16 protein-coding genes are annotated in these 17,746 nt (G+C 69.3%); 8 read left to right on the top strand and 8 right to left on the bottom strand.

Annotated elements, in window-relative coordinates; translation table 11 throughout:
* Position 1: 1 nt before the first annotated feature.
* The gene (locus AAG895_RS12605) at positions 2 to 3,076 is read left to right on the top strand and encodes an efflux RND transporter permease subunit (protein ID WP_345792353.1); all 3,075 of its coding nucleotides are present in this window, start codon (positions 2 to 4) and stop codon (positions 3,074 to 3,076) included.
* A gap of 17 nt (positions 3,077 to 3,093) precedes the next feature.
* Here the strand turns inward: AAG895_RS12605 and AAG895_RS12600 are convergent, their stop codons facing one another.
* The 6 genes from AAG895_RS12600 to AAG895_RS12575 form a co-directional block, all read right to left on the bottom strand.
* Positions 3,094 to 3,312 carry a DUF465 domain-containing protein gene (locus tag AAG895_RS12600; protein WP_345792352.1) on the bottom strand — a complete coding sequence of 73 codons (219 nt, stop codon included), beginning with the start codon at positions 3,310 to 3,312 and terminating at the stop codon, positions 3,094 to 3,096.
* 201 nt (positions 3,313 to 3,513) lie between these two features.
* Entirely contained in the window at positions 3,514 to 4,059 is a 546-nt protein-coding gene (locus tag AAG895_RS12595; RefSeq protein WP_345792351.1) for a DUF1415 domain-containing protein, read from the bottom strand.
* 17 nt (positions 4,060 to 4,076) lie between these two features.
* Complete coding sequence (gene miaA / locus AAG895_RS12590; protein ID WP_345792350.1) at positions 4,077 to 5,060, bottom strand: tRNA (adenosine(37)-N6)-dimethylallyltransferase MiaA; 984 nt, start codon at positions 5,058 to 5,060, stop codon at positions 4,077 to 4,079.
* Between the two features lie 164 nt (positions 5,061 to 5,224).
* Complete coding sequence (locus tag AAG895_RS12585) at positions 5,225 to 5,794, bottom strand: FlgO family outer membrane protein (RefSeq protein WP_345792349.1); 570 nt, start codon at positions 5,792 to 5,794, stop codon at positions 5,225 to 5,227.
* Positions 5,791 to 6,474 carry a hypothetical protein gene (locus AAG895_RS12580; RefSeq protein ID WP_345792348.1) on the bottom strand — a complete coding sequence of 228 codons (684 nt, stop codon included), beginning with the start codon at positions 6,472 to 6,474 and terminating at the stop codon, positions 5,791 to 5,793. The genes AAG895_RS12585 and AAG895_RS12580 overlap by 4 nt, the downstream gene beginning before the upstream one ends.
* Positions 6,475 to 6,723: 249 nt before the next feature.
* The gene (locus AAG895_RS12575) at positions 6,724 to 8,493 is read right to left on the bottom strand and encodes a GGDEF domain-containing protein (RefSeq protein WP_345792347.1); all 1,770 of its coding nucleotides are present in this window, start codon (positions 8,491 to 8,493) and stop codon (positions 6,724 to 6,726) included.
* A 163-nt stretch (positions 8,494 to 8,656) separates the two neighbouring features.
* Here AAG895_RS12575 and AAG895_RS12570 point away from each other — a divergent pair, with 163 nt between their 5' ends.
* Positions 8,657 to 9,235, top strand: a complete 579-nt coding sequence (locus AAG895_RS12570; RefSeq protein WP_345792346.1) for a YqaA family protein — start codon at positions 8,657 to 8,659, stop codon at positions 9,233 to 9,235.
* A 28-nt stretch (positions 9,236 to 9,263) separates the two neighbouring features.
* Here AAG895_RS12570 and mutL read toward each other — a convergent pair whose 3' ends face one another.
* The gene (mutL, locus tag AAG895_RS12565; RefSeq protein WP_345792345.1) at positions 9,264 to 11,132 is read right to left on the bottom strand and encodes a DNA mismatch repair endonuclease MutL; all 1,869 of its coding nucleotides are present in this window, start codon (positions 11,130 to 11,132) and stop codon (positions 9,264 to 9,266) included.
* A 132-nt stretch (positions 11,133 to 11,264) separates the two neighbouring features.
* Here mutL and AAG895_RS12560 point away from each other — a divergent pair, with 132 nt between their 5' ends.
* The 6 genes from AAG895_RS12560 to AAG895_RS12535 all read left to right on the top strand — a co-directional run bounded on the left by AAG895_RS12560 (position 11,265) and on the right by AAG895_RS12535 (position 16,664).
* Complete coding sequence (locus AAG895_RS12560) at positions 11,265 to 12,005, top strand: hypothetical protein (RefSeq protein ID WP_345792344.1); 741 nt, start codon at positions 11,265 to 11,267, stop codon at positions 12,003 to 12,005.
* Between the two features lie 54 nt (positions 12,006 to 12,059).
* Positions 12,060 to 12,725, top strand: a complete 666-nt coding sequence (purN, locus tag AAG895_RS12555) for a phosphoribosylglycinamide formyltransferase (protein ID WP_345792343.1) — start codon at positions 12,060 to 12,062, stop codon at positions 12,723 to 12,725.
* The gene (locus tag AAG895_RS12550) at positions 12,725 to 13,471 is read left to right on the top strand and encodes a DUF3108 domain-containing protein (RefSeq protein ID WP_345792342.1); all 747 of its coding nucleotides are present in this window, start codon (positions 12,725 to 12,727) and stop codon (positions 13,469 to 13,471) included. Before purN ends, AAG895_RS12550 begins: the two co-directional genes overlap by 1 nt.
* A gap of 1 nt (position 13,472) precedes the next feature.
* Positions 13,473 to 14,771 carry an RsmB/NOP family class I SAM-dependent RNA methyltransferase gene (locus AAG895_RS12545; protein ID WP_345792341.1) on the top strand — a complete coding sequence of 433 codons (1,299 nt, stop codon included), beginning with the start codon at positions 13,473 to 13,475 and terminating at the stop codon, positions 14,769 to 14,771.
* Between the two features lie 43 nt (positions 14,772 to 14,814).
* Positions 14,815 to 15,372 carry a phospholipase D family protein gene (locus AAG895_RS12540; protein ID WP_345795288.1) on the top strand — a complete coding sequence of 186 codons (558 nt, stop codon included), beginning with the start codon at positions 14,815 to 14,817 and terminating at the stop codon, positions 15,370 to 15,372.
* A 122-nt stretch (positions 15,373 to 15,494) separates the two neighbouring features.
* Entirely contained in the window at positions 15,495 to 16,664 is a 1,170-nt protein-coding gene (locus tag AAG895_RS12535; RefSeq protein ID WP_345792340.1) for a fatty acid desaturase, read from the top strand.
* Positions 16,665 to 16,771: 107 nt separating this feature from the next.
* On the opposite strand, the gene AAG895_RS12530 is transcribed toward AAG895_RS12535, so the two are convergent.
* Complete coding sequence (locus tag AAG895_RS12530) at positions 16,772 to 17,662, bottom strand: LysR substrate-binding domain-containing protein (protein WP_345792339.1); 891 nt, start codon at positions 17,660 to 17,662, stop codon at positions 16,772 to 16,774.
* Between the last annotated feature and the right edge of the window lie 84 nt (positions 17,663 to 17,746).

Genomic DNA, 17,746 nt, shown 5'->3' with positions numbered 1-17,746 from the left:
GATGCTCATCTCCGACCTCTGCATCCGCCGTCCGGTGTTCGCAACCGTGCTGTCGCTGCTCGTGCTGCTGGTGGGTCTGATGTCCTGGTCGCGGCTCACCGTGCGCGAATACCCCAACATCGACGAGCCGGTGGTCACCGTCGATACCCGCTACCGCGGCGCCAGTGCCGAGATCGTCGAGTCGCAGGTCACCAAGCCGCTGGAGGATTCGCTCGCCGGCATCGAGGGCGTGGACGTGCTGTCCTCGATCAGCCGGCAGGAGCGCAGCCAGATCACCGTCCGCTTCCGCGTCGAGCGCGACGCGGATTCTGCCGCGGCGGACGTGCGCGACCGCGTCTCGCGCGTGCGCCAGCGCCTGCCCGACGACATCGACGAGCCGGTGATCGCCAAGGTCGAGGCCGACGCCAGCCCGATCATCTGGCTGGCGTTCTCCTCCGACCGGCATTCACCGATGGAGATCAGCGACTTCGCCAACCGCGTCATCAAGCCGCGCATGCAGACCCTGCCCGGTGCGGCCGACGCCCGTCTGTTCGGCGATCGGCGCTCGGCGATGCGGGTGTGGCTCGACCGTGACCGCCTGGCCGCCTTCGGGCTGACCGTACAGGACGTGGAGGACGCGATTCGCGGCCAGAACGTGGAGCTGCCCGCCGGCCGCATCGAGAGCCGCGAGCGCGAGTTCGCGGTGGTGGCGCAGACCGACCTCACCGAGCCCGAGCAGTTCGGCGCCATCGTGCTGCGCCTGGGCGACGCCGCCGACGCCTACCCGGTGCGCATCCGCGATGTCGGCCGGGTGGAGGTGGCGCCCGAGAGCGAGCGCAGCTCGGTGCGCTTCATGGGGCGGCCGGCGGTGTCGATCGGCCTCATCAAGCAGTCGGTGGCCAATCCGCTCGACCTCAAGCGCGGTCTCGACGAGATGATGCCGCGACTGCAGGCAGAGCTGCCCGAAGGCATGTCGATGATGATCGCCAACGACACCACGGTGTTCATCGAGCGGTCGATCGATGCAGTGTTCGCGACCATCTGGGAGGCGGTGCTGCTGGTGGCCGCGGTGTGCCTGTTCTTCCTGCGCAACTGGCGGGCGATGCTGGTGCCGCTGGTCACCATCCCGGTTTCACTGGTCGGTGCGTTCGCGCTGATGCTGATGTTCGGCTTCTCGATCAACACCCTCACGCTGCTCGCGCTGGTGCTGGCCATCGGCCTGGTGGTGGATGACGCGATCGTGGTGCTGGAGAACATCTACCGCCACATCGAGGAGGGCATGGCGCCGCTGGCGGCCGCCTTCAAGGGCGCGAAGGAGATCGGCTTCGCCGTCGTGGCGATGACGATCACGCTCGCCGCGGTGTATGCGCCGGTGGCCTTCATGACCGGGCGCACCGGGAAGCTGTTCACCGAGTTCGCGCTCACGCTCGCGGGCGCGGTGATCGTCTCCGGCTTCGTCGCGCTGACGCTGTCGCCCATGATGTGTTCGAAGCTGTTGCGCCACGAGCCCAGGCACGGCCCGATCTACAACGGCATCGAGCGTTTCCTGTCGGCGCTCACCGCCGGCTACCGCAGCGTGCTGCAGGCGGCGCTGAACGCGCGCTGGCTGGTGATGCTGGTGTTCGCCGCCGTGGCGGGCAGCGCGGTGTGGCTGATGGGCCAGCTCAAGACCGAGCTTGCGCCGCTGGAAGACCGCGGTCGCGTGGTCGGCATGTTCACCGGCCCCGAGGGCGCCACGCTCGACTACATGTCCCGCTACGCCGAGGAGATCGAGCGCATCTACGCCGGCCTGCCGGAGGTCGATCGCTATCTGGTGATCGCCGGCAACCCGACGGTGTCGCAGGGCATCTCCTTCGTGGGCTTCAACGACTGGGCGGCGCGCGAGCGCAAGGCGAGCGAGATCGCGGCCGAACTGCAGCCCAAGCTGCGCGCCGTACCCGGCGTCAACGCCTTCCCGATCCTGCCCGCTTCGCTCGGGCAGAGCGTGCGCTCGCGGCCGGTCAGCTTCGTCGTGTCGAGCTCGGAGAGCTACGACGCGCTCGCCCGCGTCGCGGACAGCTTCCTCGACGCGATGCGCGAGAATCCCGGCTTCGTGTCGCCCGATACGGACCTCAAGCTGACCATGCCCGAGCTCGCCGTGGAAGTGGATCGCGACCGCGCCGCCGACCTCGGCGTGGCGGTCGATGTGATCGCGCGCACCCTCGAGAGCATGCTCGGCGGCCGCCAGGTCACGCGCTACAAGCAGGATGCCGAGCAGTACGACGTGATCGTGCAGGTGGCCGCCGACGAACGCCGCGATCCGCGCGACATCCGCGATATCTTCGTGCGCGCGCGCAGTGGCGAGATGGTGCCGCTGACCAGCGTGGTGAAGGTGAGCGAACGGGTCGCGCCGCGGGAACTCAACCACTTCGGCCAGCGCCGCTCGGTGACGATCTCGGCCAGCCTGGCCCCGAATTACGCCCTGGGCGAGGCGCTGCAGTGGATGGACGACACCGCCGCGCGCATCCTGCCGCCGGGCTACAGCACCGACTACGACGGCCAGTCGCGCGAGTTCAAGACCAGCTCCGCGAGTCTCGCACTGGTCTTCCTGCTCGCGCTCGCCTTCATCTACCTGGTGCTGGCGGCGCAGTTCGAGAGTTTCCGCGACCCCTTCATCATCATGCTCACGGTGCCGTTGTCGATGGCGGGCGCGCTGGGCGCGCTCTGGCTGACCGGCGGCACGCTCAACGTCTACAGCCAGATCGGCCTGGTCACGCTGGTGGGCCTGATCACCAAGCACGGCATCCTGATCGTGGAATTCGCGAACCAGCTGCGCGAGCAGGGGCGCGCCTTGCGCGAGGCCGTGGCGGAGGCGTCGGTGCTGCGTCTGCGGCCGATCCTGATGACGACCGGGGCGATGGTGCTGGGTTCGGTGCCGCTGGCGCTGGCGACCGGCGCGGGCGCGGAGAGTCGTCAGCAGATCGGCTGGGTGATCGTGGGCGGGCTGCTGATCGGCACCTTCTTCACCCTGTTCGTGGTGCCGACCGTGTACACCCTGCTCGCGCGACGCGAGCGTGCGGAGGGACTTGCGCAGGCCGGTGTTCAAGCCGCAGGTTGAACCCGCGGCAGGTGGACTCAGGTAGCGCCGGCCTTGCGCAACTCGGCGTAGACCTTGTCCTTGACGAGCAGCTTTTCCTTCTTCAGCACCTCGAGATGCTCGTAGGTGTCGACCTTGGTGTGAGCCTCGATCTCGTGGATCTCCTGGTCGAGCGCATCGTGCCTGGCGCAGAGTTCGGCGAAGTGCGGATCGGTGGTCTTGAGACGGGTGATCAACTCTTTGTATTCGGAAAACATGGGAGCCTCCTGAGGATCTGAGCTGTGGAAAAACCGTCCGTGTCGAGCACCAGTCTACTCCCGGCGCGGATGCCTTGCCAGCGCCGGGGTCTTACGCAGGGCGAATACCGCGGCGCCGTTCCGCCGGTGCGGGCACGGCAGAAAACGCCTGATTCCAATAAGAAGTTTTACTGATCGAGACCAGGCGGCCGAGCGCTGCGATCAGCCGAACAGGTACGGGAACAGGCGCCTGCGCTCGTCCGGTCCCAATGCCTTCATGCGTGCGATGTTGCGCTCGGGGATGCCATCGACGTCCGGGTAGTGCGCGATGGCCTGCTCGAGGCTGTCCTCGCGGATGATGTGGAGCAGTGGCCACGGCGAGCGGTTGGTGAGGTTGCCGGCGTCGTCGGCCTCGGTGTCGGCGAACTGGTACTGGGGGTGGAAGCTCGCCACCTGCAGCTCGCCCTCCCAGCCGAACTGCTCGACCCAGAGGTCGACCGCATCGAGGAAGTCGTTGTAGTCGGCGAAGTCCTCGAGCATGTCGGGGATGGCGAGCAGCGTGGTCTCGAGCTCGGTCGCCGGGGTGTCGGACAGGCGCTCGAGTTCGGCCTGCAGGTCGTTGAGCAGGCTCTCCTCGTCGGTGGCGTGGCTGACCGCGATGCGCACGCGCTTCTCGCGCCGCGGGCGGGCGGCGAAGGGGCAGAGGTCGAGGCCGATGACGACTTCGTCGAGCCATTGTTCGACGTCGGCAATGATCTGTTCGTCCATGGTTCAGGGGATTCCGTTCAGGGGGTGGAGCGGGGCCCGGGCGTACCCAGGAGCCGCAGTGCGGCCTGCAGCACGGCCTCGGGAAGGTCGGGGCGCAGGCAGTCGAGCTCGACGAAGCCCGGCCAGGTCTCGCGGAACTGGCGCTGCCAGGTGAGCTGGCGCTTGGCGAGCTGTCGGGTGGCGGCGATGCCGGTAAAGCGCAGTTCGTCGTAGCCGATGTCGCCATCGAGGTAGGACCACGCCTGGCGGTAGCCGACGCAGCGCATCGATGGCATGGCGGGGTCGAGCCGGTAGCGTGCGCGCAGCTGGCGCAGCTCGTCGACGAAGCCGCCATGGAGCATCGCGTCGAAGCGCTCGGCGATGCGTGCGTGCAGCACGCTGCGCTCGGAGGGCGCGAGCGCGATCGGCAGCAGGCGGCAGGGCAGGGCGTCATCCTCCTTCTTCGCATAGCTCTCGGCGAGCGGCCGACCGGTGAGGCGGACGATCTCGAGCGCGCGCTGGATGCGCTGCGCGTCGCCCGGCTCGAGACGGGCGGCGGCATCCGGGTCGAGGCGGGCGAGCTCGGCGTGGAGCGCCGGCCAGCCGCGCGCGGCGGCTTCCTCGTCGATCGCGCGACGCAGTGCGGGTGCTGCCGCTGGAAGGTCGGAAAGCCCGTCGCGCAGGGCCTTGAAGTACAGCATGGTGCCACCGGCCAGCAGCGGGACGTTGCCGCGCGCGACGATCTCGCCCATCAGGCGGACGGCATCGGCGCGAAAGCGCGCGGCGGAGTAGCTCTCCTCGGGCGATACGATGTCGATCAGGTGGTGCGGGCAGACCGCGCGTTCCACCCGCGTCGGCTTGGCCGTGCCGATGTCCATGTCGCGGTACACCAGCGCCGAGTCGACGCTGATGATCTCGATCGGCAGGGCCTGCGCGAGCGCAAGCGCACTGGCAGTCTTGCCACTGGCGGTGGGACCGAGCAGGAGCAGGGCGGGCGGGAGCGGATGGGCGGCGGCGGTCAAGCGTGAGTCGGGTCCGGGAGACGGGCGTGAGGAGGGCGAACGCCGGCGATTATCGCCCAAGCGGGCGTCGTCGATGAAACCGTCAGTCGTCGGCCTCGTTACCGACCGGGAAAAGAAAAGGCGATGACCACGGCCGATCATCGCCTTGGGGCGGACAATTGCACTCAGCGGGTGGTGCGCAGCATCGAGCGCGTCATGTTGTCGAGCGGCAGGGCGTAGTCATGCACCGCGAGCGCGACGTTGGTGTCGGGTTGGATCACCTTGAGATTGACGAACACCATGTCGCTGCTCTGCGCGTAGGTGCCCACTATCACCGCCTGGGCATTATGGCTGCTGGCGATGTCGCGGATCTCGCGCGTCAGCATCAGTTCGCCCTGGTCGCGCGCCATGTAAACGTTGTTGCGGAACTTCATCTCGATCATGCGATGGCCGGCAAGCGTGAAGCGTGCCGAGACCTGCTCGGAGATGAGGCGACCAAGGGTCGAGGAGCGGTCGAGCGCGTCGATGTTGACCACGGTGGCCACGATCAGCGGCTGGCCCTCGCCGAGTTGGCCCTGCAGACGACCGAGCAGGCTGCTGGCCGCTGCGTAGTTGGCCGGAATCAGCGGGTTGGCCGCGGCCTGCTCGTAGGTCGGATCCTTGCGGCCAGTGCCGTTCTCGGTGGCGCAGCCGGCGACGCCGAGCGCAAGCGTGCCGGCGGCGGCAGCGAGCAGCATCTTCCTCTTCAGCATCATTCGCCCCCCACGACCTGGAAGGCCTTCGCGTGAGACTGCACCGGTGTCTTGTAAAGACGCTGGTCGGCGTCATCCACGTAGTAGACGCTGGTGTTGCGAGCGACGTAGCGGCTTGCGTCGGTCACGCTCGTGGTGACGATGATCTCCATTGCAGGCGTGCCGCCACCAGCGAATTCGGAGTCGAACCAGGCGTAGGCGTCCGCTGCGCCGAGCGCGAGCAGGGCCGCCTTTGCCGGGCCGTTGGAAGCGTACTCGACGATGTCGTAGAGCACCCAGATCCCGGCACCCAGCGCTGTCGCCTTGCCGGCGTGGCGGTATTGAGGGCGGTCGGCGGCAAAGGGCACCGCCTGGGTGTCCACGCCGACGCGCAGCGCACCTTCGGGGCTGCGCATCACCGGATGACCCGCCTCGATCAGCGCCGTGACGAGCTGGCTGGTGAAGGCGCGTTCGAACGTGGATGCATTGGCCTGCTGGTTGACGAACAGCGGGGTGTTCGCCGGGATTGCGGCGGACAGCTTTGCCGCCACGTCGCCGGCGATGGTGTGCCAGTGTGCTGCAGCCTGCAGCTTGGGCTGCTTGCCCGACTGGAAGTTGGTGGCGAGCGGTGCGGGCGCGAACGGTGTGGCGCAGCCGGTCGCCAGCAGGGCGGCGGCGGTGGCCGCGATGAGGCTTTTCTTCATGAGGCAGGATCTCCGCAACGGTTTGCCTTTGTCATCGAAGACGATGACGAAAGTGTGGCAAGCCATGTTATTGGCTTAGGACAAGCCGCTCCGGAAACTATCAGATGCCCCGCGGAGCCTCAATCGCAGCGAATCGGCGAGCGAGACATAGTTCCGTATCTGCGCACTGCACAAAAAACAGGCAGACGACGACAAGCCTTTGCGGACAAGCGCTTGCGGTGCTTATCCACAGCTTGTCCCGCAGCCTGTTCACGGGCGCTGGGGAAAACGTACCACGACGTCCGCGGCGGCCGCGGCGCTGCCCTGCTTGCGTGCGTACATCGCGTGGTCGGCGTGACGGATCAGGCTCTCGGGGGCGTCGCCGTCCTCGGGGAAGAGCGCCCCGCCGATGGCGCCGCCCGCGGTGAGCTCGATGGCGTCGCCGGCGTCGATCGAGACCGGTGCGGCGAGCGCGCGCTCGATGTGCGCGCGGACCTGGTCGAGTGCGTCGCGGTCGGCGATCGGATCCACCACGATCACGAATTCGTCGCCCGCATAGCGCGCGACGAAGTCCTCGCTGCGCACGCTCTGCCGCAGCCGTTGGGCGATCTCCTGCAGCACGCGGTCGCCGGCCTCGTGGCCCAGCGAGTCGTTGATGTGCTTGAAGCGGTTGAGATCGATGAACAGCACGCCCAGCCGCGGCTGGCGGCGGTCGGCGCGGGCGCGCGCGATGCGGCGCGCGAGCTGCTGGGCGAGGGCCTCGCGATTGGCCAGTCCGGTGAGACGATCGGTGCGCAGACGCTCCTGCATGCGCTCGAAGCTGCGCGCAAGTTCGCCGATCTCGTCGCGCCGGCTGAGGCCGACCGGGGTCTCCAGATCGCCGTCGCCGATGCGCCCGGCCACGGCGGCCAGCCGACGCAGGTCGCGGGCGACCCAGCCGATGATGACGAGGCCGATGGCGATCGCCACCACGACCGCCAGCGCGGCGAGCAGGGTGGTGCGCCGCACGTTCTCGATCACGCCGCCGAGGTAGTCGCTCGCCGGCATGGCGACGACGGTGATCCAGTCCAGCCCGGCCGCGTCGCGGATGCGGTCGAATGCGGCGTGGATCAGGTTGCCGTCGTCGTCCTCGAACTCGAACACCCGCGGGAGGCGCTCGTCTGCGCGGCTGGCGATGCGGTCGCGCACACGCTGGTAGGTGGTCTTGAGCAGCACGTGATCGCTCGCCTCCGCCGAGATGCGTCCGTGGCGGCCGTCGGGCAGGGTGACTACGTTGGCGCTCGCCGAGGAGGCGATGAGGTTGCCATCGGGTTCGAGGATGAAGGCGACGCCGTTGGGCGACACCTTCAGCCCGCCGACGAAGTCGTTGAGCGCTTCCAGCGACAGGTCCGTGGCGACCACGCCGGCAAAGTCGCCGCCGGGTGCGTGCACCCGGCGCGCGCGCGTGGCGACCAGCTGCAGGGTGCCGAAGTCGATGTACACCGAAGTCCACGTGTGACCGGCAGCATTGCGGCCCTCGGCATACCACGGCCGCTTGCGGGGATCGAACAGGCTGGTCTCGCGGCGGACGAACTGCAGCGGGCCGTCGATCCCGGAGGCGCGGTAGATCGCGCGGTGCTCGTCGGCCGTGAGCTTCATGCGCAGCTCGACGTCCTCGTTCGTGAGACGCAGCAGGCCCAGCCCCTGGCCCGCCTCGTTGCCGTAATAGACGTAGTTGTTGGGATCGGTGTGGATCGAGGTCGCCACCCAGAAGCGGTTGCGGATCTCGTAGAAATCGTCCTGGATGTTCTGCGGCGCCGGCATGCCCTCCGGAAAGGCCGTCTCCAGCACCGCGCTCGAGCCGACGACATGGCGGTCAACAGCCTGTGCGATGCGCCCCACCACCTCGAGCAGCAGTTGCGAGGACACGGTCGATACCGCGTTGCTGCCCGCGGTGTAGGACAGCATGCCGATCGCCACGGCCAGGCCCACGACGAGGATGACGTAGGGAACGATCAGCACGAGTCGCAGCGGGAGAGGGCGGGAAGGGGGCGTGCTCATGGCTGGCGAGTATCCCGGTGGTGTGCCCGGAAGCGGGGTGAGGCGAGATTCTCCGTCCTTGTTCGCCGCGCTGCAACACTGGCGTTCCGAGCTGGCGGGCAGCGGTTATGATGGCGGCCTCGTCGTCCGTGCCCGGGGCCGGAATCCACCGCAGAGGCTTGTCTTGAAGATCTTTTCGCCGCTCTACGAGCGCGCCATGGCGTGGTCGCGGCATCCGCGCGCGCCCTGGTTCCTCGGTTGCCTGAGCTTTGCCGAGTCGTCGTTCTTTCCGATTCCGCCGGACGTGATGCTGGCGCCGATGAGCCTCGCGAGTCCGCGCCGGGCGTGGTGGTTCGCGCTGCTGACGACGCTCACCTCGGTTGCGGGCGGCCTGTTCGGCTACCTGATCGGTTACTTCGCCTTCGATCTCATCGAGCCCTGGTTGCGCGAAAGCCGCTACTGGGGCGCCTACGAGCAGGCGGTCGCCTGGTTCGAGGCCTGGGGCTTCTGGGCGATCTTCATCGCCGGCTTCTCGCCGATTCCATACAAGGTGTTCACGATTGCCGCCGGGGTGGCGAGCATGGCGCTGCTGCCCTTCACCCTGGCCTCGATCGTGGGCCGGGGGGCGCGCTTCTTCCTCGTCGCCGGCCTGATGGCCTGGGGCGGGCCGCGCATGGAGGCGGTGCTGCGCCGATACGTGGACGGCCTGGGTTGGGCAACCGTGGCCGTGGTGGTGATCGGCGTGCTGATCTACCGCGCCTGACTGCGCCGCGCGGCCGCGCGCGGCGCCGCTACTGGCCGCGCATGAAGAAGCGGTCGAGCTCGGCCATGGTGAACTGCGTCCACGTCGGGCGGCCGTGGTTGCACTGGTCGGCGCGCTCGGTGGCTTCCATGTCGCGCAGCAGGGCGTTCATCTCGGGCAGGGTGAGCTGGCGATTTGCGCGCACCGCGCCATGGCAGGCCATGGTGGCGAGCAGCGCGTTGCGGCGCGCGGTCACCACCTCGGTGGCGGGATAGTCGCGCAGCTCCTGCAGCAGCTGGCGCATGAGCTCGGCGACCGGTGCGCTCGCGAGCAGGGCGGGCACGCTGCGCACCGCCAGCTCCTGCGGACCCGCCGCACCCACCTCGAAGCCCATTCCGGCGAGTACCTCGGTGCATTCGGCGGCGGCGGCCATGTCCTTCGCGCTCACCGAGAACACTGCCGGGATCAGCAGGCGCTGAACCGCAGGCCTGCCGTCGAGCACGGTCTTGAGCTTCTCGTAGAGGATGCGCTCATGCGCCGCGTGCATGTCCACCAGCACGAGGCCGCTTGCGTTCTGGGCGAGGATGTACACGCCGTGCAGCTGCGCGAGCGCAAAGCCGAGCGGGGGCGGAGCGCCGTCGCCCGTCGCGCCGGTGGCGGGCCATGCGCCGGGCACCCGGGTCGATCCGGTGGTCACGGTGGCGAGCGCGGCGCTGCCGCCCGCGTCGGCGCGCGTGGCGCTGGCAGCGAATTCCAGGTAAGCCCGGCTCGCCGGCTCCATCGCCAGCCGGGCCTGCTGAGGCGGGGCGCCGTGCCAGGCGCCCGCGGACGGCCGCGTGTGCTGGGCAGCGGAGGCTGCCTCCGCCCAGGCAGGGGGCGGAGGCGGCGGGCTGGCGCTGTCGGTGGCGTGCGCCGCCGGCGCCGCGGTGTCCGGGCGGCCAGCGCCGCTTTCGGCCAGCGTGCGCCTGAGCGCGTGAAACACGAACTGGTGCACGGCGCGCGCCTCGCGGAAGCGCACCTCGATCTTGGCCGGATGCACGTTCACATCGACGCCGGCGGGGTCGAGCTCGAGGAACAGCACGTAGGCCGGGTGGCGGCTACCGTGCAGGATGTCCGCATAGGCCTCGCGCACCGCGTGGGTGAGCAGCTTGTCGCGTACGAAGCGTCCGTTGACGAAGAAATACTGCGCGTCGCGGCTGGCGCGCGAGTAGGCGGGGAGCGACGCGAAGCCCGCCAGGCGAAGCACGCCGGCGTCGGCCTGCACCTCGCGCGCATGCTGCAGGAAATCGTCGCCCATCAGCGCTGCCACCCGCGCCGCCGGAGCGGAGGGCGGCAGGCGATGGATCACGCGGCCGTTGTGGGCGAGCTGCAGGCCGATGTCCGGGCGCGCGAGCGCGACGCGACGGAACATGTCGTCGCAGTGGGCGTATTCGGTGCCTTCGGTCTTGAGGAATTTGCGCCGTGCCGGTGTGTTGTAGTAGAGGTCTGCAACGTCGACCACGGTGCCCTGGTTGAGCGCTGCAGGACTCGGTTCGCCGCCGGCTTCGATCCGCCAGGCGTGGCTGGCGCCTTGCGCGCGGCTGGTGATGCTGGTGCGTGCGACGGCCGCGATCGCCGCCAGCGCCTCGCCGCGAAACCCCATCGTGCCGACCTGCTCGAGGTCGTCGAGGGTGGCGATCTTGCTGGTGGCGTGGCGCTCGAGGGCGAGCGCGAGTTCGTCGCGGGCGATGCCGCAGCCGTCGTCGGCGACGCGGATGCGGCGCACGCCGCCCTGCTCGAGCTGAACCTCGATCGCGCGCGCGCCCGCATCGACCGCGTTCTCCAGCACCTCCTTGAGCACCGAGGCCGGGCGTTCGACCACCTCGCCGGCGGCGATCTGGTTGACCAGCAGGTCGGAGAGGCGGTGGATATGGGGCATGGGCAGATGTGCGGCTCGGCAAAGGCGCGATTATACAGGGGGCTGTCCGGCGCCCCGGGGCGTCGAGGCGCCGGCCGCGTGCGGCGGCTCGGTTATGATCGGGCCCCGGGCAGAACGGTTTGGGAGGGGGCGATGAGTGAGACCGGCAGCATCCGGCGTGGCGGAGGCCGTCGCCGCGTCCTCGTGCTCGTCGTCGCGGGCGTGCTGGCGACGGGCTGCTCCGCGCCCGGCACCGCGCCCGCGCTGCGCGCCAAGAGCGGCTTCGACCTGCGCCAGCTGGTCAAGACCGACATCAACCGTGTCGCCGAGACGCATCAGCTCCACGTGTTCGCGAGCCTGCGCCGGCTGGCCGACAAGCTCTACAAGCGCAACCCGGCGGAGTGGCGAAAGGGCGGAGCGGCGAGTGCGGAGGCGGCCATCTCCCGCATCTTCGACGTCAAGCACCGCTGGCGTTTCGCCGCCCTCGGCGATCGCCGCGACCTCGACGCCATGCACATCGCGCTGCACCCGGAGTTCCGCGGCGATCGCGTGCAGGCGCTGATCGTCGGGCTGGCGAGCATGGTGCAGTCCGCGCTCGGCGATCGGGAAGTTTTTTACTTGCTGGATGATCTGGAGCCTCAGCACCTCTACAATGCGGCCCGCAACGTCGAGATCGTGGCGTGGAAGCTGGCCAGCACCCGTGACGCCGCGGGCAGCCTGCTGCTGCTGTCCAACGAGATGGGCGAGGTCACCAACCTGAGCTTCGAACGCGAGTTCGGGCGCATCATCGGGCTGCTCGATGCGCTCGCCGACGTCGTCGAGGAAGAGACCGACCGCACCATCTCGCGGGTGGTGCAGAACCTCACCACGGCGGTCTTCCTCCCGGTGTACTGATCGTCCGGCGGGCTGCGGCGGCAGTCCGTCCCCTTTGAATCCTGCGGTTCCTTCATGAAGTCCATCGTCATCCTCATTTCCGGTCGGGGCAGCAACATGGAAGCCATCGTCCGCGCGCGTATCCCGGGCGTGCGCATCGCTGCCGTGATCGCCAACCGCCCGGGCGCGAGCGGGCTTGTCTTTGCGCAGGCGAACGGCATCGACACCCGCGTGGTCGATCACACCGCCTACGCCGACCGCGTCAGTTTCGACGATGCGCTCGCCGAATGCATCGACGCGCACGCGCCCGACCTGGTCGTGCTCGCGGGTTTCATGCGCGTGCTCACCGACGGCTTCGTGCGCCGCTACGAGGGGCGCCTGCTCAACATCCACCCCTCGCTGCTGCCGGCGTTTCCTGGACTGCATACGCATCGGCGCGCGATCGAGGCCGGGGTGAAGGTGCACGGTGCCACGGTGCATTTCGTCACTGCGGAGCTCGATGACGGCCCGATCGTGGTCCAGGCGGCGGTGCCGGTGCGTGCCGACGATGACGAAGCCACGCTGGCCGCGCGCGTGCTCGCGCGCGAGCACCTGATCTATCCGCAGGCGGTGCGCTGGTTCGCCGAGGACCGCCTGGTCATCGACGGCAAGGGGCGGGTGAGCGTGCGTGGCGGGTGCAGCGACGAGGTCTCCGCGTGGATCGTGCCGGCGCTGGATGCGCCGACCGGCGAGGCTTCGTGATGGCCGGCGCCGCGTTCCGGCGGCTGGCGGTGGCGGTCGCCGCCGTGGTCATCGCGCTGCCCGCTGCGATGGCGGCGACGGTCCCGGATGGCAGCATCTTCTTCGATGTGCACTACGGCTCGCAGGGCTTCAAGATCGGCGAGGCGCGCCACGACTGGCACTTTGCCGACAAGCGCTACGAGATGCGGCTCAACCTCGAGGCCAAGGGCCTCGCCGGCCTGTTCGGGCTGCAGTACGAGCAACGCAGCACGGGCGCGGTGGACGCCGCCGGCATGCGGCCGGCGCGCTTCGTCGTCGAGCAGCGCGGGCGCAAGCTCGAGACCGCCGAGTTCGACTGGGCGGCGGCGCGCGTGAGCATTCGCCGCGACGGTGTCGAGCGTCGCAGCGGGGAGATCCGTCCCGGCGACCAGGATCTGCTCAGTCTCTGGCATCAGGCGCGCCGCGTCGCCGAGGGCGACAAGCCGCTGCAGCTGACCGTCGTCACCAACAAGAGCGTCAAGCGTGCCACGCTCCAGCCCGAGGGGCGCGACACGCTGCAGCTCGCCATCGGCGCGGTCGACACGCTGCGCGTGCGCGCCTGGGCCGAGGAGGGCGAGCTCGACATCGACATCTGGCTGTCCCTGCAGCACGACCTGCTGCCGGTACGCATCCGCATCACCGACGAGAAGGGGGGCGTGCTCGACCAGCGCGCTGCGCGCATCGAACTCGGCGCGCCGGCAGCGGCCACCCAAACCACACAGAAGTGACATGAACAAGACAAGCAAGCCCCGCGCGCCCGAAGGCGCCGTCTCCCGCCCGCTCTTCATCCAGGCCACCCAGGCGCTGGGCGCGGTGCTGGCCTTCGATCATCCCGCCGATGCCGTGCTGTCGCGGCACTTCCGCGACAACCGCGAGCTCGGTCACCGCGATCGCGGCTTCATCGCCGAGGCGGTCTACGGCGTGCTGCGCCGCCTGCGCTGGCTGCGTCGGCTGGCAGGCGACGAGGCCACGCCGCGCATGCTGCTCCTGGCCTGGTTCGCGCGTGGAGAGGGCTGGCCGATGCGCAACTTCGAGGGCCTGGTGAGCGCGACCGAGCGCGACTGGGTGGCCGGGATCAAGGCCGCCGAGCTGGGCGAGCTGACCGTGGCCGAGCGCGCCGACCTGCCTGACTGGCTGGCCGAGCGCCTGCTCGCGCAGATGGACGAGCCTGCCCTGCTGGCGCTCGCGCACGGGCTGAACCGGCCGGCGCCGCTCGACCTGCGGGTGAACCTGCTCAAGACCGACCGCGACGCGGTACTCGCCCGCCTGCGGGCCGACGGCGTCGCGGCCGAGGCCGGCCGGCTGTCGCCGCAGGCCATCCGCCTGGGCGGCAAGCCCGCGCTGCAGAAGCATCCGCTGTTCCTCGATGGCAGCTTCGAGGTGCAGGACGAGGGCAGCCAGTTGCTCGGACTGCTGGTGCAGCCGCGTCGCGGCGAACTGGTGGTGGATTTCTGCGCCGGCGCCGGCGGCAAGACGCTGCAACTGGGCGCGATGATGCGCTCCACCGGCCGGCTCTATGCCTTCGACGTGGCCGAGAAGCGGCTGGCCAAGCTCAAGCCGCGCATGGCGCGCGCCGGGCTGTCGAACGTGCATCCGGTGCTGATCGCCCACGAGGCCGACGCCAAGGTCAAGCGCCTGGCGGGCAAGGCCGATCGCGTGCTCGTCGATGCGCCGTGCACCGGGCTGGGCACCCTGCGCCGCAACCCCGATCTCAAGTGGCGCCAGTCGCCGGCGGCGGTGGCGGAGATGGTCGCCAAGCAAGGCGCGATCCTCGCCGCGGCGGCCAGGCTGGTGCGCCCGGGCGGGCGCCTGGTGTATGCCACCTGCAGCCTGCTCGCCGAGGAGAACGACGCCATCGTCGATGCCTTCCTGGCCGCGCATCCGGAGTTTCGGCCGCTGTCGGCGCAGGACATCCTCGCCCGCCAGGACGTCGCGCTCGAGACCGGCGAGCGCCTGCGCCTGCTCCCGCATGTGCATGACACCGACGGCTTCTTCGCCGCGGTGCTGGAGCGTGCCGAACGTGCCTGAGCGCGGGCAGGGCAGGCCGGCGCCGGCAGTGCGCAGGGTCGCGTTGGTAGCGTCGCTGGCAGCGCTCTTCGTCGGGGCGACGCTCGCGCCGGCGCAGGCCAGCCAGCGCTTTGCCGGCGAGGGCGAGATCGAGGTCGCGTTCTCGCCGCGTGACGACACCGAGCAGGTGCTGATCCGGCTCATCGCCGGCGCGCGCAGGAGCCTGAAGGTCCAGGCCTACGTCTTCACCAGCCGCAAGATCGCCGACGCCATGGTGGCGGCGCACCGCCGCGGGGTGAAGGTTGAGGTGCTCGCCGATGCGCAGATGAACGCGCGCGAGAAGGGCAACGCCATCCCGCGCCTGCTCGCCGGCGGCGTGCCGGTGGCCTTCGAGACGAAGTACCGTGCCGCCCACAACAAGGTCCTCATCGTCGATGCCGAGGGGCCGTCCTGCGCGGTGCTTACCGGTTCGTACAACTTCACCTGGTCCGCAAACAACCGCAACGCCGAGAATGTGCTCATCGTGCGCGGGCAGTGCGCGCTCGCGCGCGCCTACCGGGACAACTGGCTGCGCCATCGCGCCGAGGCAACGCCGGTCGCGGCATTGCCCTGGCGGCCTTGAAATCCTTCGCACGGTGTTGAACGTCATCCCGTGCGAGGCGTCTCACCACAGCCTGCCGTCGGGCTCGGGGCGCAGGCTGGCGTAGAATCACCGGGCCCTCTTTCTGAAGGATGTCCATTCGCATGTACACCGGGTTGTTCGATCTCCCCTGGTGGGGCTACGTCGTCGTGGCCCTCGTTCTCACCCACATCACGATCGCCGCAGTCACGATCTTCCTGCACCGCCACCAGGCGCACCGGGCGCTCGACCTGCATCCGCTTCCGAGCCACTTCTTCCGCCTCTGGCTGTGGCTCACCACCGGCATGGTCACCAAGGAATGGGCGGCGATCCACCGCAAGCACCACGCCAAGTGCGAGACCGAAGACGATCCGCACAGCCCGCAGACGCGCGGCATCCGCAAGGTGCTCTGGCAAGGGGCGGAGCTCTACCGTGCCGAGGCGAAGAATCAGGAGACCCTGGACCGCTACGGCCACGGCACGCCCGATGACTGGCTCGAGCGCAACGTGTATCGGCATTCCGTGCTCGGCGTCTCGATCATGCTCGTCATCGACGTGATCGCCTTCGGTGCCCTCGGCCTCACCATCTGGGCCGTGCAGATGGTGTGGATCCCGTTCTGGGCTGCCGGGGTGATCAACGGCATCGGCCACTTCTGGGGCTATCGCAACTACGACTGCGTCGATGCCTCGCGCAACATCTCGCCCTGGGGCATCCTGATCGGCGGCGAGGAACTGCACAACAACCACCACAGCTTCGCCACCTCGGCCAAGCTGTCGTCGAAGTGGTACGAGTTCGACATCGGCTGGATGTACATCCGCACCCTCGAGATCCTTGGCCTGGCCAAGGTCAAGAAGACCATCCCGCAGCCCAGGTTCGTCGAGGCCAAGGCGGTGCCCGACTTCGACACCCTGCAGGCCATCGTCACCCACCGCTACGACGTGATGACGCGCTACGTGCGCTCGCTCAGGCAGGTGTGCGCCGAGGAGGCGCGGCGGCTGAAGGCGGCGCATGGCCCGGCGCTGGACGTGCGGGCGCTGCGGCGCTGGGTGCTGTCGGGCGACGTCGGCGGCCTGCAGGCCGAGCAGAAGCAGCAGCTCGAGGTGGTGGTGAAGCAGAGCCCGGCGCTCGCCACCGTGCTGTCGATGCGCGAGGAGCTCGCCGCCATCTGGGCGCGTTCCAACGCCAGCCGCGAGCAGTTGCTCGCCCAGTTGCAGGACTGGATCGCGCGTGCCGAGCAGAGCGGCATCCGGCAGTTGCAGGAGTTCTCGCTGCGCCTGCGCCGCTACGCAGTCTGAAGTCTCTCCGGCAGCGGAAAGGGCGGGCAGGGCGGCTCGATCGGTGCCGCCCTGCGACCGTCCCGGTTCAGCCCCGGCGCGGCGCGTGATGTCCGCCGCGGCCGCCCTCAGCTCGACAGGTAGCGCGCGAACAGCGTCGCCATCGGCTTCGCTGCCACCGAAAGCGGCACGCCGCGCAGACGCAGGATGCCGAAGTCCATCGGCGGCGGCAGCGGCGCCACCTTGAGGCACTGGATGCCGTGGCCGACCAGCCTGTCCCTGAACAGGCGCTCGGGGCCGATGCCGATGCAGTCCGTGCGCTGCATCAATTCGAGCATCAGCATGGTCGACGCACAGCGGATCATGTGTTGCGGCGGCGGCAGACCCTGCTCGCCCAGCCAGGCGAGCAGGGTGCCGCCCAGGCTGCCGGGGCTCAGGTTCATCACCCACTTCGCGTCCTTCAGCTCGGCCCAGGTCGTCGCCCCGGCGAGCGGGTGGCCCTCACGCACGGCGAGCACGGCGTCTGCCGGTCCGAGGGGCTCGAACACGATCTCGTAGGGCAGGTCGGCGGCGTCGGCGACCGCGATCGCGAAGTCCAGGCGGCCTTCGATCAGGTCGGGCAGCACCTGGGTGAGAAGTCCCTCGGTGAGATGGACCTCGGTCTCGGGTTGCAGCGCCTCGTACTCGCGCAACACCCGCGGCAGCACCGTTGCGCCCACCATGGGCGTCACCGCGATCACCACCCGCGAGCCAGGGCCGCCGTGCAGCAGGCGCACTTCCTCGACCGCCTTGTCCAGGATCGACAGCGCCAGCCGCGCATGGCTGAGCAGCAGCGCGCCCGCGGCGGTGAATTCGATGCCCTTGTAGCTGCGGGTCAGCAGCTGCGCGCCCACGTCGTCCTCGAGTTCGCGCAGCGCCTTGGTCAGGGCGCTCTGGCTCAGGTTCATGGCGCGTGCGGCGGCACGGATCGAGCTGCTCTCGGCGACGTGTACGAGTGCTCGGAGTTGGTGGTCTTTCATCGGGTCGCTCGGGGTTCGCCTCGGGGCGTGGCCCGCGCAAGGTAGCGCCTTCCGCGAGCGGGTTCAATCGCCTCCATAAACGAT

This window comes from Thauera sp. JM12B12 (genome assembly GCF_039614725.1).
Classification (GTDB): Bacteria; Pseudomonadota; Gammaproteobacteria; order Burkholderiales; family Rhodocyclaceae; genus Thauera.
This window is presented reverse-complemented; position numbering and strand designations above follow the sequence as displayed.

Coding starts and splice junctions, on each gene's coding strand:
- AAG895_RS12595 (WP_345792351.1), bottom strand. CDS start 4,059: ATGGACGAACAGATCATTGCCGACGTCGAACAATGGCTCGACGAAGTC.
- AAG895_RS12605 (WP_345792353.1), top strand. CDS start 2: ATGCTCATCTCCGACCTCTGCATCCGCCGTCCGGTGTTCGCAACCGTG.
- AAG895_RS12600 (WP_345792352.1), bottom strand. CDS start 3,312: ATGTTTTCCGAATACAAAGAGTTGATCACCCGTCTCAAGACCACCGAT.
- AAG895_RS12550 (WP_345792342.1), top strand. CDS start 12,725: ATGGCCGGCGCCGCGTTCCGGCGGCTGGCGGTGGCGGTCGCCGCCGTG.
- AAG895_RS12580 (WP_345792348.1), bottom strand. CDS start 6,474: ATGAAGAAAAGCCTCATCGCGGCCACCGCCGCCGCCCTGCTGGCGACC.
- AAG895_RS12545 (WP_345792341.1), top strand. CDS start 13,473: ATGAACAAGACAAGCAAGCCCCGCGCGCCCGAAGGCGCCGTCTCCCGC.
- AAG895_RS12560 (WP_345792344.1), top strand. CDS start 11,265: ATGAGTGAGACCGGCAGCATCCGGCGTGGCGGAGGCCGTCGCCGCGTC.
- mutL (WP_345792345.1), bottom strand. CDS start 11,132: ATGCCCCATATCCACCGCCTCTCCGACCTGCTGGTCAACCAGATCGCC.
- purN (WP_345792343.1), top strand. CDS start 12,060: ATGAAGTCCATCGTCATCCTCATTTCCGGTCGGGGCAGCAACATGGAA.
- AAG895_RS12535 (WP_345792340.1), top strand. CDS start 15,495: ATGTACACCGGGTTGTTCGATCTCCCCTGGTGGGGCTACGTCGTCGTG.
- AAG895_RS12530 (WP_345792339.1), bottom strand. CDS start 17,662: ATGAAAGACCACCAACTCCGAGCACTCGTACACGTCGCCGAGAGCAGC.
- AAG895_RS12575 (WP_345792347.1), bottom strand. CDS start 8,493: ATGAGCACGCCCCCTTCCCGCCCTCTCCCGCTGCGACTCGTGCTGATC.
- AAG895_RS12585 (WP_345792349.1), bottom strand. CDS start 5,794: ATGATGCTGAAGAGGAAGATGCTGCTCGCTGCCGCCGCCGGCACGCTT.